This window comes from Ruegeria sp. CF3 (genome assembly GCF_056537365.1).
Window position 1 is genome coordinate 1,398,146 of sequence record NZ_JBQFRK010000001.1, and the last position, 15,895, is coordinate 1,414,040.

Genomic DNA, 15,895 nt, shown 5'->3' on the forward strand with positions numbered 1-15,895 from the left:
CTGCAACCCGAATCCTGACGATCCGCCTCTTCATCTGGCCAAAAATACCTCGGAGCGCGAGGCAGAGCCTCGCATCAGCGATCTCTCTCTCGCGCTCCGTTCGAATGTCAGCTCAGCGCCTCGTTGCAGCGCCCGCATACGCCCGGATGGGCGTGCAGCCCAACATCAGGAAGGATTTTCCAGCAGCGCTGGCATTTGTCGCCTTGGGCTTTTTCGAACACTACAGCTACGCCCTCGATTTCCGGCACACGGAACGCCTCGGCCGGAGCCGGATCGCCTGTGACGGCCAGACCAGAAGTGATGCACATGTCATCCACGTCGAAGGTCGCAAGCAGATCGCGGGTTTCCTGATCTTCGACATGCACGATCGGTGCGGCCTCAAGGCTGGATCCGATCACCTTGTCCTGACGTTGAATTTCCAGCGCAGCGGTCACGGCGCGGCGAACGCGGCGGACTTTGGCCATGCTGGCTTCCAGTTCTTCATGGCGCCAATCAGCGGGCGTTTCAGGGAAATCCATTAAATGGACCGAACTATCATCGGCCGGGAACCGTTCCAGCCAGACCTCTTCCATGGTGAAGACCAGAACTGGGGCCAGCCATGTGGTCAGACGGTGGAATAGGATATCTAGCACAGTCCGCGCGGCACGGCGGCGTAGGCTGTCACCGTCGCAATAAAGCGCGTCTTTACGGACATCGAAATAGAACGATGACAGGTCAACCGTGGCGAATGTGAATACGGCGCTGAATACACCCTGGAAGTCAAATGCTGCATAACCTTTGCGCACCTGCTCATCCAGATCGGCCAGTCGGCTTAACACCCAGCGCTCCAGGCGCGGCATATCTTCAGGCGCAACCCGATCCGCTTCGGTGAAGTCCGCCAGCGAGCCCAGCATGAACCGCATGGTATTGCGCAGGCGGCGATAGCTGTCGGCTGTCCCTTTCAGGATCTCCGGTCCGATCCGCTGGTCGGCGGTGTAGTCGGTCTGAGCCACCCACAAGCGCAGGATATCGGCGCCGTATTGTTTAACGACCTCTTCCGGCACGATGGTGTTGCCCAGCGATTTGGACATCTTGTTGCCCTTGGAATCCAGCGTAAATCCGTGGGTCACTACGTTGCGGTATGGTGCACGCCCCTTGGTGCCGCAAGCCTGCAGCATCGACGAATGGAACCACCCGCGGTGCTGGTCGGTGCCTTCCATATAGACGTCAGCGATACCGTCCGCGGTCCCGTCCTCACGATCACGCAGCACAAAGGCATGGGTCGAGCCAGAGTCGAACCACACATCCAGCACGTCGAACACCTGATCGTAGTCGTCGGGGTTCGCGATACCGTCGAGGATCTTCTCCTTGAACCCGACCGTGTACCAGACGTCTGCGCCATCCTTCTCAAACGCGGCTTTGATGCGGGCATTGAGTTCGTCATTGCGCAGCAGGTAGTCCGCGTCGGTCGGCAATGCCCCCTTCTTGGTGAAGCAGGTCAGCGGCACTCCCCAGGCGCGTTGGCGCGACAGGACCCAGTCCGGGCGTGCTTCGATCATGGAATACAGACGGTTGCGGCCGGTCTGCGGCGTCCATTTCACCAGTTCATCAATCGAGCGCAGGGCACGTTCACGGATGGAATCGCCCATCTCGCCCATGCCGTCCTCCAGCTTGCGGTCGACCGAGGCAAACCACTGCGGCGTGTTCCGGTAGATGATCGGCGCCTTCGAGCGCCACGAATGCGGATAGCTGTGCTTGATTTTGCCACGCGCCAGCAGCCCGCCAACCTCGGCCAACTTGTCGATGACGGCCTTGTTCGCATCGCCTTCACCGCCCTTACGGGACAGGATGTATTTACCGCCAAAGAACGGTAGATCGGCGCGGAAGCTGCCATCATCCATCACGTTGTAAGTGATGACCTGTTCCAACATCCCCAGATCACGGTAAAGCTCGAATTCCTCCATCCCGTGCGACGGCGCGCAGTGGACAAAGCCAGTGCCTTCGGTGTCGGTCACAAACTCAGCGGCGCGGAAATCGCGGATGTCGTCCCATTCGCCATTGCCACCTTCGGCCCCGGCCAGCGGGTGTGCCAGTTGGATCTTGGCAAGATCCTCCTGCGTGACATCACACAGGCGGCGGTACATCGTATCGTCCAGACGCGCGCGGGCAAACACATCCGCCGCACGGTCATCAGCCAGTAGATAGCGTTCACCGATCCGCGCCCAGCACTCCTCGGGGCGGCCGATGACTTCGTAGAGACCGTAGGAGATATCCTCGCCATAGACCACGGCCTTATTCGAAGGCATCGTCCATGGGGTCGTCGTCCAGATCACCACATAAGCGTTGTCCAGCGTCACATCGCCGGTGTTCACAACCTTGAACTTCACCCAGATGGTGAAGCTTTCCTTGTCGTGATACTCGACCTCGGCCTCGGCCAGAGCCGTCTTCTCGATGGGCGACCACATCACGGGTTTCGAGCCTTGATAAAGCGTCCCATTCATCAGGAACTTCATGAACTCATCCGCGATCACGGCCTCGGCGTGATAGTCCATCGTGATGTAGGGATCGGGCCAGTTGCCGGTGATACCCAGACGCTTGAACTCTTCACGTTGGATGTCGATCCAGCCTTCGGCGAACTTGCGGCATTCCTGACGGAAGTCGACGATGTTCACCTCGTCCTTGTTCTTGCCCTTCTTGCGATACTGTTCCTCGATCTTCCATTCGATGGGCAGACCGTGGCAGTCCCAGCCAGGTACATAGCGTGAATCGTAGCCCATCATCTGATGGGACCGAACGATCATGTCCTTGATGGTCTTGTTCAGTGCGTGGCCGATATGCAGGTGGCCGTTCGCGTAAGGAGGGCCGTCATGCAGGGTAAAAGGCTTGCGGCCCTCTTTCTCGCGAAGGCGGTCATAGACGCCGATCTTTTCCCAGCGGTCGAGCCATGCGGGTTCGCGCTTGGGCAGGCCTGCACGCATGGGGAATTCGGTTTTCGGCAGGTTCAGCGTGTCTTTGTAGTCAGGTGTTTCGGCGCACATTTGGGGCGTCCTCAGGATGTTCTGGTCGTGTATGGATCGAAGCGGTCAGTGCGATAACTCAAGCACCTTTGCCCGGCGTCTCGCGATATCAGAGCGCCGGGGATATAATTCGAATAATGATGGCCAGCCGGTCAAACATGGCCGCGCTTATAGGACGCCTGCTCTCAATGGTCCAGAGGTTCCGGGTCTTGCGACGAATGGCGCAGCTTGGCCCAGCGATTGAGCCATGCAAGACCCGCCAGTGCGAGACCGAGCGCCAACAGCGAAAACACCCGGATCAGCCCGCCCAATCCGGCAATATCGATCAGAAACACCTTGGCCACCGCGAGGCCAATCACGGCCAAACCGGCCTTACGCATCAAATCGGACCGGCGGGCCAGCGACTGGTAGAACAACCCTGCGCCGACCACCAACAAGGTGATGGTGTATGAATAAAGCTCGGGCTGGGTGACGCCGTTGCCTTCATACATGCCACTCGCCCCCTGCCAGACATGACGGATTGTAAGCCCCAGCCAAAAAGCGATCAGGGCACCGGCGACCCCATAACTGATCTGCTTCAGTAGCACGGGCTGCGTCACGACGCGCCAAGCCGAGAAGCCGATGGCCAGCGCAGGCAACAGATAGGCCACCGCCAACGTGTTCAGCACCGGCGGGCCGAGCACGGGATCGGCAAATGGGTCGAGCAACGGGTTAGCCTCAGACAAAGCCTGAACCAGACGCATCATGCCGTGTGCCGCAAAGAACGCCGCGAGCGCGTAACGCGCGTAGTTCAGCTTACCGCCAAGCTCGAACCGCTGTATTTGTGCAAAAGCCAGCAGCAGCCAGATCACCGCCAGCAGCCCCAGCCCCCAATGGCTGTCTGTCGCGCCGCCTTCTCCGAAGCTTTCCAGCCAGCGCAGCAACAAGAGCGATAGCAGTATTCCCGCCGTTGCCCAGGCCGCGCTTTCAAGCAGCAATGAGGCAATCGGGCGGTCCAAGGACCTTAGCAACGCCCACCCCATGATGAACCCGGCAACCGCCACCGCATAGACCAAGGTCATTTCGATCAACGGCGCGGTTTCGGCCCAATCGAGCCCCGGGTCGAGCACAAGCCGTACGGTCACCGTGAACACACCCGCCCAAATGAACCAACTCATCGGAGCCAGAACAAATCGCCGGTCCAGCGCCGCGGCCACAACAATCATGGCGACAAGTGCTACCGTCAAAGCGGCAGAGCTGAGTACGATGATGCAAGCAAAGCTAAGGCACGATAGCGCAGACAGAGTTGCCAGGGCAGGCCGCATCCGTTTCTCACCATCGGCCCGCGCAAACCGTTCGGCCAAAACCACCATCATCGCGCCTAATGCGATTGCGTGTAAGGCCCACGCATAAGCTCCGATCACGTTTGCAGGCTGCCATCCTACTTCAAGCGCGATCGCCAGCGTCGGGGCATATAGGGCTGCACCACCGGCCCAGACCACAGCGTAGCGCCCGGCGTGGAAGGACCGCCACGCAGCGAGCACGCTGATCAAGGCCCCGAGGGCAACCAATAGCGTGACTACCCAAGGATAATCGGCCTCGGCCGTTTCCACGTATGTGTCGGCAAAGCCGCGCCACACGGAGCCACCGTCCAACCCGTGCAGCAGAACAAACCAGATCAGACCCAACGCAGGCAGCACCGTCACATCCTGCAACGCACGCGCAGCTTTTGTCCAAAGGATCAGCGCCAGTATCAAAGCGGTAAACAGTGCAACGCCCAGCCAAAACTCACAGCTTGAATCCGACCAATGCAGCGACAGGATGATGGAACTGGTGAGAACCGCACCAAAGGCAATTCGGGTTGGAAACTCGGGCCATGGATCCCCTTTCCGTCGCCGGATGACCTCGGCAATCATCGGGCCGGTGTGGTCGGGCCAGATACTGCGCACGGGTATCGCCATCGCAATCAGCGCCAGTGCTGTCACACAGGTCAGATACCCCGGTTCCGTGGAGGGGGAAGACAGCACCAGCAAAAACGCCGCCCCGTATGCACCTACTAGCGTCAAAATGGAAATCCATGCCCAACGCCTGACGGTATCGATACCCAAGCCCAAAATGGCGATGATAAAGAAATAACCATAAAGCCAATTGGGATCGTCCGATGCGCCTCCAACCAAAAAGGGCGCGGCAAAGGCTCCAATTAGGCCTACGGCGGCGAGCAGCGGCCCGTGGAACCATCCCAAGACCAACGCAAACAGAGCGATGATAACGAGACCGGCCAGAGCGGCCTCGGGGCCGATCAGATCATAAAGCTGGCGCGCGGCCAGAACCCCTCCGAACAGGGTCACCAGACCTGCGCCCGAGAAGACCGATGGTAAATAAGCGGTCGACGCGTCCTCGTCATCGCCAAAGCGGCGGCGGATCACTTCACCTGACCCAATCAGCAGAAGGCCAAAGATCAGGGCTGCGGCGACCCGCGCGGTGGGTGGCAACAGCCCGTTCTCAACCCCGTATTGCACCAGAAATATCCCGGCCAAGGCCAGTGACAGCGCCGAAACCGCATAGAACCAGTTCTCACGCAACCACGCGCCCAGCGCGGCGATCTTTTCCTCACGAAAAACGATGGTGGCAGGAGGATCGGCGGCCTCAACGGCCTGCGGCGCATCCGATGGGCTTTCGTCAGTGGTAGACGAGGTTTTCGCCGCGGCCCAGGGATCATGCTTGGTTTGCGTCGTCTTCGGCTCCGGCCTTGATGTCTTGGAGGTTTCGGCGCCGCTTTCCGGTATTTGCCTGGCCAATTGCCGCTCAAGCTGATCGACGCGCTTACGCAACCGCGATTGACCAATCAGCAAAGCGATGATCGAAACAGGAATGGCCAGAACGATCAGACCAACGAGGACAAGCAAGGATTCCAACCGAAACCTCCGGGATGCGATGCGCCAAACGTACCGTGCAGACAGGCTGGTTTATAGTCTGGAAATGCGCATGGATACCGCCTGCTGCACAGGTAATCGGCCTATAAAAGCAGGATGTGAGGGCGTGCCAGCATCAGCCAAGGGATCGCCAGCACTGCGGCAAAGGCCGGAATACCGCAAGCGAACCATCTGCGGAACAGTTTGTCGTAACTGCTTGGCAAGGAGGTACCATCCCGATCAGCCTGCCTTGCATAATCCCTCAGACGCACCTGAATCCAAACCACCGGCAGCCAGAACAGGCCGGTCAGTACGTAAAGCAGCAGTGATATCGCGATCCGACCCTCCGACAGCAACCAGCCCAGTTGCCAGGCCAGCAACACGCCGGTGATCAGCTGGAAAATGACTGAGGTGGCCGTAATAACTGTGTCGGCCAGCACCACGATTCCCGCCGTATGAGCAATCACCCGTGCATCTGCCGTGCGGTGCGCCATCAGCATGAAAAAGGCGATCCCCGCGCAAGTGCCCAATAGAACGCATGCTCCGATCACGTGAAGCCAACGCAAGATCAGATCCGGGTCCATCAGCGGCTCTCCAACATGGGTCGCGTGATCAGTGATAGCATCAAAGCCGGCGCTATCTTGACCAACGGCCCCAAAGGGTCGAGCCACAGTTCAGGCACCGTCACCGTGGCGGCGATCAGATAGAAAGCGGCGATTGCAGGCTGCGCGAGGCAAGCGCGCGCGGCCCACGGACGCCACAAGATTGCCAGCCCCTGCGCGATATTGATCATCGACCAAAACACCACGCTCGCGTTGCCAATCCCAACGGGCCAACCATCGCGCGAGAGTATCTCGGCTGCCCGCGATAGCCCCGTCAATCCGCCGCCGACTTGAAATCACGTAGATCCCCCGAGATCAGCGCAATATCCGGAAGGACCCTCTCAGCCGTCTTCTGGCTGCGCACAAGCCCCTTCACACAGGCGCCATCCGCATGCAGCGACCGAACGACCGCAGCACCGATGAAGCCATAAGCGCCCAGCACCTAAACAGTTTTCTCAGGACGGTCCGTAGCCACGAGATGCCTCGCATTAGTTTACAACACCTTAGCGGATCAGATTCTGAGGACCAGCCTGATCATCCCGCCCGCGACAACAGCACCATTCAGGGGTGAAACAACGAGCCAACCCAGAAGGCGATGGCTGCCGCGGCACCCCCGATCAGCAGGGTTTCTCCGCCTGATCGCCACCACGGGGCAAGCGACCACCGGCTTTTCATCGCGCCAATGGCAAAGAATACGCCCGCAGTCATCCAGGCCGATACCGTGAACGCATTTGCAACGGATAAGAGGAACGGCAACAACGGAATCATCCCCGCGATCAGAAAGGCGAAGAACGTCGCCATCGCGGCTTTGAGGGGATGCGGGTCGACGCTGCCCAGCCCGTATTCGCCCTCGATCATCAGGTCGACCCAATTGTCGTGATTCGAAGTGATTTCAGCCGTCGCGTCATCCAGAACGCTGCCTGAAAGGCCTTTTTGTGCGAGGATTTCGCGCACCTCCTTTCGCTCGCCATCCGGATACAACTTGATATGCCGTTCCTCGATAGCGCGAATACGGTGGATGTTATCGAGCTCGGCCTTGGTTCCCGAGTAGTTGCCCGCCGCCATCGAAAAACCATCCGCCAGCACGTTGGCCAACCCAAGTGCCACGATGACAAAAGGCGACAAACCTGCCCCGGCCACCCCGGCAACGATCGCGAATGTCGTGACTGAGCCATCGATGCCGCCATAAACCACATCGCGCAGAACCCCACGACCCGGAGGCGCATTGATCCGTTCGAAAATCTCTTGCTGGCTGTGGCCGTGTTCGGTCATGGCTGGCTCCGTCCTGTTTATGCAGGACAGGTTCAGGCACGGCCTTGCGCCAGATCAAGTCCTGGAGAACAACCCGCTGAGCGCGCGTTTGATCATGCCACGGGTCGAGGGCTGGTGGCGTTTCGAGAAAGGCAAAGGTCGACAGACCTCCATCGCAGCGACACCCACGCGGGCGGTGAGAGCGCCGTTGACCAGCCCCTCACCGAACCGGCGCGACAATTTGCTGAGAACCGAGCCGCCTAAAATCGGCTCCAGAAGATCATCCCCCACTGCCACCGCGCCAGTTGCAATCAGATGCACGAATACCGCGCGGGTTAGGCGCCAACTGCCCAAGAAACCGGCGCGACCGCCATAGATTTCCGCAATGCGTCGGATCATTCGCAATGAGCTTGCCAGCGCGGTCGCGACATCGGCCAGCGCGAGCGGAACCAAAGCGGTAACGGTGGCAACCTGCCGGGCTGCGGCCTCGACCTCGCGGCTGGCGGCAGCGTCCAGCGGGGCCAGCAATTCGTCTTCGGCCAAGCTCAGCAGGGTTGCCGCATCGAATTGCTCTCCCATGCGTTCGGTCAAACGGTCGCGACCCCAGCGTGTTTCGTCGCGTCCCTTATAGAACGCAATCAGCCGCGTGGTTACCGCGCGGGCTTGCGACAAGTCCTCGTCTGATAAAGCTGTGTCCGCCGCGCGCCGCAGCCCGTCGACGCGAGACAGACGGCTGATTGCGGCCAACTCGCGCAGTGCAATGATCAGGACGACCAGCAACAGCGCAGCGATCAGACCGGTGACGATCCAACCCAGAATTGGTGCGCGTTCCAGCAGAGAGATGGCAAAATCCCATGCGGCGACCGAGACCACCGCCCCCACAACGGCTAATGCCAGCCCCCAGAACCAACGCGCCAAAACCGAAGGTTTCCGCGCTACAAACCGTACCGCTGCCTGCATCGCCTGCCCCTGCGGAGGCGCGATGTCCGGAACAGGAGGCGCGGTCGAGACATCAACTGCCGAGGCATCGTCTTCCAGATCAATCAAAACGGGGCCTTTAGCCATCGACCAACTCCTCGCGCGTCCAAACATATCTGATGTCGGGCAGGTTTTCGTCGTTCTCGGACCCATCGCCGCGTGCGACCTCGACAAAGCCGTTACGCTCATAGAACCGGCATGCGGAAGGATTGGCCTGAAACGCATACAAGTTGAGCGTGGGACGCTGCGCTTTGGCACGATCCAGCAATCGCTGCCCGATCCCCTGCCCGCGCGCCGAGGTCGCCAGATAGAGCGACTGTACTTCGTCCCCATTCAACGCCAGAAATCCGGCCACCTGCCCCTGCTTTTCGGCCACCGTGACCCAGCCGAGATCAATCATCCTGCCGCAAAACGCAATGGTCTCGGCCTCAGAATGCAGTTCAGGCATCCAGTCGTTTTCGCGGGCGAACCCGTGCAGAATAGCGCCTATGGTTCCGGCATCGGTACTGCGAGCGGGGCGAAGGATCACGTTCACAGCCGGTCTCCGATCAGAAACTGCGCAGCCCGGTCCAGCCGAATATGTGGCGGACCGTCACCGGGATTCAGGGTCAAATGTGCGGGTGCAAAGGCCATATTGCCATAGTCCTCGCCCAGCCATCGCTCGGCCCCATTGCGCGCGGGGCCCAGCAGATGGGCAGGGTCCTCTGGCAAATCACCGGGGTAAAAGGCCGCCTGCTTACCGCTATCTAGCAGAGTGCCGCGCACGCATGGCAGTTCTACGCCGTTATGGCTGCGCATCTCTTCCGTCGTTGTCCGAAGTGAAGCCAACGATAAGGCCGCAGTTTCAGCCCCGGCAAAGCTGGCGCGGTCGCGGGCCTCACGGGTCAGGGCCTCAATGATCGCGGTCAGGCGCGGGTGCTGCAGATGGTGCAGATGGTCCGCTTTGGTGGCCGCAAACAGGATACGCTCGACCCGCTTGCCAAGCAGCAGCCTGTTGAGCCATGCGTTGCGACCGGGGCGGAAGGCCGACAGGATATCGGCCATCGCGCGGCGCATATCCTCGACCGCTTGCGGGCCTTTATGGATTGCCCCCAACGCATCTACCAGAACGATCTGCCGGTCGATCCGGGCAAAGTGGTCGCGAAAGAAAGGTTTGACCACACGCGATTTGTACGCCTCGTACCGCCGCTCCATCTCGCGGTGTAGTGAACGCCGAATTGACGCCCCCGACACCGGGAGCGGCGCGAATGTCAGCACAGGAGACCCGGCCAGATCGCCCGGCAGAAGAAACCGTCCGGGAGTGCAGTCATAGAAACCGGCATCACGCGCGGCATTCAGGTAATCGGTGAAGCTGCGGGCGAGGTCCTGCGCCTGCGGCTCATCATGTGGCGCGGTTGGGTCGGTCGCCTGAACCTTTGCCAGAAATGCCCCTGCTTGTGGGCGACTGGATATGTGTTCGAGCGTGTCCCGCGACCAATCTTCATAGGATTTGTCCAGTAGGGCCAGATCCAGCAGCCACTCACCCGGATAGTCCACAATGTCCAGATGCAATGTTCGAGGGCCCTGCAATCCCGAAAGCAGACCTGCGGGCTTGACTTTGTAGGACAGGCGTAACTCGGAAACAGCACGCGTGCTGTCCGGCCAGTGCGGCGCTGGTCCGGTCAGCGCGGACAGATGGGATTCGAAATCGAACCGGGGCACGGTGTCGTCGGGTTGCGGCTGCAGATAGCTGGCGGTGACACGCCCCTCTTGCTGCGCCACAAGACCGGTCATGCGGCCCCGATCCAGCAGGTTGGCGACCAGTGATGTGATGAACACTGTCTTACCAGACCGCGCCAATCCCGTGACGCCCAGCCGGATGACCGGTTCGAAGAATGTCTCGGACACACGGTCGCCCACGGATTCGACGCCGCGCACCAGACTGTCTGCCAATGATGAGATGACCAAGCTGTCGCCCCGCAATTATCGTTTTGCCCAAGATAGGTAGCGGTTGCGGCACTTGCCAGAGCTTTCGCCCCCTTGCCCGTCCGACCAAGGCGCGATACCAGCGCCCCATGCCCAGATACGCGCTGCAAGTCGAATACCAAGGGGAACCGTTTGCCGGATGGCAGCGGCAAAAGGAGCTGCCTTCGGTTCAGGGCGCGATCGAATTAGCGCTTTCGCGGATCGAACCCGGAGACCACACAATCGCCGCCGCCGGTCGTACCGACGCGGGGGTTCACGCGCTAGGACAAGTGGCGCATTGCGATCTGGTCAAAGAATGGGACCCATTCCGCCTGTCCGAGGCGTTGAATTATCACCTCAAACCGCAGCCTGTCGCGATCGTGCAAGCCGCACGGGTGGATGATGACTGGCATGCGCGGTTCTCGGCGCTTGAACGGCAATATCTGTTCCGTATCCTGATGCGCCGTGCACCCGCCACCCATGACAAGGGGCAGGTCTGGCAGATCAATCATTCTCTGGACGTTGCAGCGATGCAGGCCGGGGCTGATATGCTGATCGGGCGGCATGATTTCACCACCTTCCGTTCATCCATCTGTCAGGCCGCCGGCCCGGTCAAAACACTGGATGAGTTGCGGGTGGAACAGGTTCAGGGCTTCTCGGGGGCCGAAATCCACTTCCATGTTCGCGCCCGATCGTTCCTGCACAATCAGGTACGTAGCTTTGTTGGCACGTTGGAGCGTGTGGGGGCTGGGGCATGGACGCCTGAGGACGTTCGCGATGCGCTTGAGGCGGTTGACCGTGCGGCCTGTGGGCCGGTATGCCCGCCGCAAGGATTGTATCTGGCACGGGTAGGATATCCCGAACCGGTGTTTGGCTAAGTCTACAAGGCCCGCAGTAGCAGCCCGCTTGCAATCACGGCGATGATAAGACCCGCAACCAGTTCGATGGTCGGGGCCAGTACCGATGCAAAGCGCGTAGCCGAGGCTGAGGCCAGCAACCCGCCGCGCAACCCAAAGGATGTCCAACCGACCAAAGTGGTGACGGTTGCGGTGCCTAAAGCCATGGCGAATGCGCCTGCGATGCCGACCATTGCGATACCCATCTGCCATGTCAGGATCAGCACAAACAACGCGCCCGTACAGGGGCGTGCGGCTATACCAGCGATCAGGATCAACGCCTCGCGAAAGCTGCCGACCTGAGCGACCTCATCGGCCGTCGGGCCGTGGCGGTGGCCGCAGTCAGCGCAAACCTCGTGGTCGTGATGATGGTGGTCGTGATCATGCGCATGGTGATGGTGGTCGTGCGTTTGAGAGGCTTGGTTTTTGTGACGCCGCGCAAAACTGCGGATGGCGCGGAAAACCAGCCACAGGCCTATAGCGGCAATTGCGCCGTAGCTGATCGGTGCCATGACCTGTTCGGTCGTGCCTACAAGCGACTCGCGTGACATCTGGAATACCAATATCCCTGCATAAACCAGCACAACCGCCGTAACTGCTTGCCCTAGGCTCGACAGGACACTTATTGCAGAAAGTCGCCAAAACGCGACACGACGGCCAAGCCCGTATCCTCCGATCAGAACCTTGCCATGGCCCGGTCCGATGGCATGAAAAAACCCATATGCAAAACAGACCGTCAGTAGCGTTGCCACAGCTTCGGGCTGCTCGGCGCGTGCTGCGCGCAGGGCGCGGGCGATCTGGTTTTGGAATTCGCGCTGCTCTCCGGCAGCCCAAGCGGCCAGATGGTCAAAACCACCGCTGCCCCAGAACCACAGCAGCACCCCGCAGGCGATGGCAACGGGAACGATCAGGTATTTGGACATGAAAGCCGAATCTCGGTTGCGAATTTCTCACCGACCAGAGGGATATCGTTTTCTTCAAGGTCATACTCGGCATCCAGCGTCAGCAAAAAAGCCTGCATCTGGGCCAGTTCGTTGTCGATATCCGGATCGCTGCGTTCGATATTACAGGTCGTGGGGCCTGAAACCAGAACCGGGCGGGTCACTTCGTATGCGGTATAAAAGCTCTCATCAAACGCTTTGATCGACAGCGCATCCGCGGGAACGGGGTCTCCTTCAATCGCGCGCAGATGTGTGGTCACGATGCGGGCATCCTCGGTCGTGGCCTGCGGTTCAAGCGGGCCGGATAGCGAGATCACGGTTTCGCCCAGGCGAATGACCAGATCGCCATTGTAACCTTCGACCCACTGCGCGTCGAAGCCGCTTAAAAACTGCTCTTCGGCCTCGGTCAGCACGCCATCAGCATCCTGATCCAGTCGCATGTCTTCGAGAACCAGCAATGAATAGAACTCATCATAGGCCCAGGTCACACGCACATGGGTCAGGTTGCCTGCGTCATCGACCATGAACTCTAGCCCCGTGTCGATAAAAACATGGGGATGAGCCAGTGCCGGTATCGGCAGAAGGCAGGTCAAGGAGAAGGCAAGCCAGCGCATGTTGCAAAGATAGAATGCGCAGCGGGTATCGGCAATCCTACTAAACACCAGGCTGCAGAATCCCGCCATTTACTCCGGCGGGAACAGGACCAATGTCTGCAAAGCCGTCCCAACTGGCCCCTGCGTATCAAAAAGAACTGACTGCGACATACCGATCCCCGAGGGTTGCCAGTGCGAGATCGAGTCAGAGGCCAGCCAGTTCGAGACAGGCTCGCGGTGGACTTGCACAGTCAGGTCGGTATTCATGAAACCCATCTCAGATGTGGGCGCGTTCCACGATATGCCATTGCCGCAATCTGCAAGCGGGCAGAGCGCTTGGATCGGCGACGGGTCCTCTCCTTCCAGCAAGGCAGGTGTACGCATCCAGACGGTTTTCGGACCTGCCCCTTGCTTGCCATCAGCGGGATAGCCGATCTGGGAGTGATGGGCAAAACCGGGCAACTGATGGCGCATCTCACCGATCGGAAACGGGCCATCGACCATATCTTCGACCCTGGGCGCGGGCAGTTCGACATTAGGCACGGCCCCAAGGTCTTTGCGCACCATATGCATGGTTGTGGCGGTGGCGCAAAGCGTGTCGTCCAGATCATGTACGGTGACCCGTGTGGTCGCCAGCGTCTTGGTATGGCGTGTCGTCTCTGCCGCGACTCGCAAACCAGCCAGAGGCAATGGACGCAGCAGATCGACGGTCAACCGGGTCAACATCTTTTCAGGGCCGACTTCGGTTTCTGCCGCCCGCACGATCAGTCCGCTGACTGGCCCAGCATGGCAATGATCGGCTGACCAAGGCCCGCGCGCGGGGTCATTTCCGACAAACACACCCTGCGCATTTTGGTGGAAATACGCCTGCCCCAACACATCCGATGTCATTGTGGTTCTGTCGCCTCAGACTTTTTCCTGCGTGTATTTCTTCAACTCGGCGCGAGCGACCTGACGGCGATGCACGGCGTCAGGACCATCCGCCAGGCGCAGGGTGCGCACATGGGTCCATGCATTTGCCAAGGGCGTATCCTGACTGATCCCCTGTGCGCCGAACATTTGCACGGCCTCATCGATCACCTTCAGCGCGACCTTGGGGGCAACGACCTTGATCTGGCTGATCCATGGGGCCGCCGCCCTTGCATCGCCCTGGTCCATGTACCAGGCGGCCTTGAGGCACAGCAAACGGGCCATTTCGATCTCCATCCGACATTCGGCGATGATGTCGTAGTTTGCCCCCAGCTGCGCCAGTTTCTTCCCAAACGCCTGGCGCTGTAGTGAACGCTTGCACATCTGCTCCAGCGCAGACTCGGCCTGACCAATCGCGCGCATGCAATGGTGAATACGGCCCGGCCCCAAGCGACCTTGCGCAATCTCGAACCCGCGCCCTTCGCCCAGTAGAATGTTTTCGGCTGGGACCCGGACATCGGTAAAGCGGATATGCATGTGACCATGGGGCGCATCGTCGTGGCCATAGACCTCCATCGGGCGCAATACCTCAATACCCGGCGCATCTGCTGGGACCACGATCATCGACTGGCGCTGGTGCTTTGGCAGATTGTCCCCGCCGGTTTTGACCATCACGATATAGACCTTGCAACGCGGATCGCCCGCCCCAGACGACCACCATTTCTCGCCGTTCAGAACATATTCGGCCCCGTCCCGCACGCAGGACATCGAAATGTTGGTGGCATCTGATGAGGCCACATCGGGTTCGGTCATCAGATAGGCCGAGCGAATCTGCCCGTCGAGCAAAGGCTTCAGCCACTGCTCTTTCATCGCGCCTGACCCGTAGCGTTCAAACACCTCCATATTCCCTGTATCGGGCGCGGAGCAGTTGAAAACTTCGGCCCCCAAGGGCGTCTTGCCCATCTCCTCGGCGAAATAGGCGTATTCAACTGTACTGAGGCCAAAACCTTTGTCGCTGTCTGTCAGCCAGAAGTTCCAAAGCCCCGCCGCCTTGGCCTTGGCTTTCAGCCCCTCGAGAATCTCGTCCTGTCGCTCGGTATATTTCCAACGATCGCCTTTATTGATTTCTGCCTGATACTCATCTTCAAGCGGCATGACCTCGTCGTGAATCATATCCCTCACCCGCTGTAACAGGGCGCGGTTTTCCTCACGCAATCCGAAAGTCATGGTCATGTCTATTCCTTCCCTGTGGCGCAATGCGGGTCTTTGGCTTTGGTCCGAGGATGGCTTAGTGGCCATGAGCGTGTCCAGCTAAGTGACGGAACGTCATTCACGCAAATTGAGCCCGGTCCAGCATCAATGCGATGCCCAGCAGGGGGCTTGCGGTAAAATTAGCTGGAGCAAATCACAAGGTTGCAGCTGTGCTGGTTCGGGTGCTGGCCAGTGCAACGGCCTTTAAGGTGTCAGGATCCAGTTCCCATCAGCGGTCTTGCAGCGGCGCGTTCTGATATCGCGGGCCTGTGCAGCACCTTCAGGCTGCACAAAGTGCTGAAGTATCACACAATTGCCCTGAACGCTTTGCACGCGGATTGTCCCCTTCGAGCCGGTGCCCTGATTGAGCCAAGCCCTCTCCTGCCCCACGGATGGAGTGCCCGTCGACAGCAACGCGTTTGAGGTGTCGTTCAACACCTCAAAGTCAGCGGGGCTCAACCCCATTTCCGCGATGATTCGGGAAAGTGGTTTAGCATGTGCTATTCCACCCACCCCCAGAAAAAGTGCAGCAACCAGCGCTGTGTAAACAAAGGCTTTCATCAAAGGGCCTCGCCGATTTGAATGACTTTCACGTCCATAGATATACCTCTATGCGTGTGCGGCCAAGCCCCACTTGGCCACC

15 protein-coding genes are annotated in these 15,895 nt (G+C 59.7%); 1 reads left to right on the plus strand and 14 read right to left on the minus strand.

The features are described 5' to 3' along the window. Positions 1–107: 107 nt before the first annotated feature. The 9 genes from ileS to ACR0KC_RS07110 all read right to left on the minus strand — a co-directional run bounded on the left by ileS (position 108) and on the right by ACR0KC_RS07110 (position 10,665). Complete coding sequence (gene ileS / locus ACR0KC_RS07070) at positions 108–3,017, minus strand: isoleucine--tRNA ligase (protein ID WP_480771636.1); 2,910 nt, start codon at positions 3,015–3,017, stop codon at positions 108–110. Between the two features lie 164 nt (positions 3,018–3,181). Then, positions 3,182–5,890 carry a DUF2339 domain-containing protein gene (locus tag ACR0KC_RS07075; protein ID WP_480771637.1) on the minus strand — a complete coding sequence of 903 codons (2,709 nt, stop codon included), beginning with the start codon at positions 5,888–5,890 and terminating at the stop codon, positions 3,182–3,184. 101 nt (positions 5,891–5,991) lie between these two features. Further along, on the minus strand, positions 5,992–6,471 hold the full coding sequence (locus ACR0KC_RS07080; RefSeq protein ID WP_480561145.1) for a DUF2269 family protein: 480 nt from the start codon (positions 6,469–6,471) through the stop codon (positions 5,992–5,994). After that, positions 6,471–6,767 (minus strand): DoxX-like family protein, encoded by a 297-nt coding sequence (locus ACR0KC_RS07085; RefSeq protein WP_480771638.1) that lies wholly within the window; start codon positions 6,765–6,767, stop codon positions 6,471–6,473. The genes ACR0KC_RS07080 and ACR0KC_RS07085 overlap by 1 nt, the downstream gene beginning before the upstream one ends. After that, the gene (locus tag ACR0KC_RS07090; protein WP_170626484.1) at positions 6,764–6,931 is read right to left on the minus strand and encodes an NAD-dependent epimerase/dehydratase family protein; all 168 of its coding nucleotides are present in this window, start codon (positions 6,929–6,931) and stop codon (positions 6,764–6,766) included. The genes ACR0KC_RS07085 and ACR0KC_RS07090 overlap by 4 nt, the downstream gene beginning before the upstream one ends. A gap of 119 nt (positions 6,932–7,050) precedes the next feature. After that, on the minus strand, positions 7,051–7,761 hold the full coding sequence (locus tag ACR0KC_RS07095) for a VIT1/CCC1 transporter family protein (protein WP_170404431.1): 711 nt from the start codon (positions 7,759–7,761) through the stop codon (positions 7,051–7,053). A gap of 54 nt (positions 7,762–7,815) precedes the next feature. Further along, on the minus strand, positions 7,816–8,805 hold the full coding sequence (locus ACR0KC_RS07100) for a YcjF family protein (RefSeq protein ID WP_480771639.1): 990 nt from the start codon (positions 8,803–8,805) through the stop codon (positions 7,816–7,818). After that, positions 8,798–9,253 carry an N-acetyltransferase family protein gene (locus tag ACR0KC_RS07105; protein WP_480754500.1) on the minus strand — a complete coding sequence of 152 codons (456 nt, stop codon included), beginning with the start codon at positions 9,251–9,253 and terminating at the stop codon, positions 8,798–8,800. Before ACR0KC_RS07105 ends, ACR0KC_RS07100 begins: the two co-directional genes overlap by 8 nt. Further along, entirely contained in the window at positions 9,250–10,665 is a 1,416-nt protein-coding gene (locus tag ACR0KC_RS07110; RefSeq protein ID WP_480791105.1) for a YcjX family GTP-binding protein, read from the minus strand. Before ACR0KC_RS07110 ends, ACR0KC_RS07105 begins: the two co-directional genes overlap by 4 nt. Before the next feature lie 107 nt (positions 10,666–10,772). Between ACR0KC_RS07110 and truA the strand changes: the two genes are divergently transcribed. Continuing rightward, positions 10,773–11,540, plus strand: coding sequence for a tRNA pseudouridine(38-40) synthase TruA (gene truA / locus ACR0KC_RS07115; protein WP_480791098.1), 768 nt, complete (start codon positions 10,773–10,775; stop codon positions 11,538–11,540). Positions 11,541–11,542: 2 nt separating this feature from the next. Here the strand turns inward: truA and ACR0KC_RS07120 are convergent, their stop codons facing one another. The 5 genes from ACR0KC_RS07120 to ACR0KC_RS07140 all read right to left on the minus strand — a co-directional run bounded on the left by ACR0KC_RS07120 (position 11,543) and on the right by ACR0KC_RS07140 (position 15,813). Beyond that, the gene (locus ACR0KC_RS07120; RefSeq protein ID WP_480791099.1) at positions 11,543–12,481 is read right to left on the minus strand and encodes a nickel/cobalt transporter; all 939 of its coding nucleotides are present in this window, start codon (positions 12,479–12,481) and stop codon (positions 11,543–11,545) included. Beyond that, a complete protein-coding gene (locus tag ACR0KC_RS07125; RefSeq protein WP_480791100.1) occupies positions 12,466–13,113 on the minus strand; it encodes a DUF1007 family protein in 648 nt (215 codons plus the stop codon). Before ACR0KC_RS07125 ends, ACR0KC_RS07120 begins: the two co-directional genes overlap by 16 nt. Positions 13,114–13,182: 69 nt before the next feature. After that, positions 13,183–13,983 (minus strand): thioesterase family protein, encoded by an 801-nt coding sequence (locus ACR0KC_RS07130; RefSeq protein WP_480771644.1) that lies wholly within the window; start codon positions 13,981–13,983, stop codon positions 13,183–13,185. 15 nt (positions 13,984–13,998) lie between these two features. Then, positions 13,999–15,234, minus strand: a complete 1,236-nt coding sequence (locus ACR0KC_RS07135) for an acyl-CoA dehydrogenase family protein (protein WP_480771645.1) — start codon at positions 15,232–15,234, stop codon at positions 13,999–14,001. A gap of 222 nt (positions 15,235–15,456) precedes the next feature. After that, positions 15,457–15,813, minus strand: coding sequence for a hypothetical protein (locus ACR0KC_RS07140; RefSeq protein WP_480771646.1), 357 nt, complete (start codon positions 15,811–15,813; stop codon positions 15,457–15,459). Positions 15,814–15,895 lie beyond the last annotated feature (82 nt).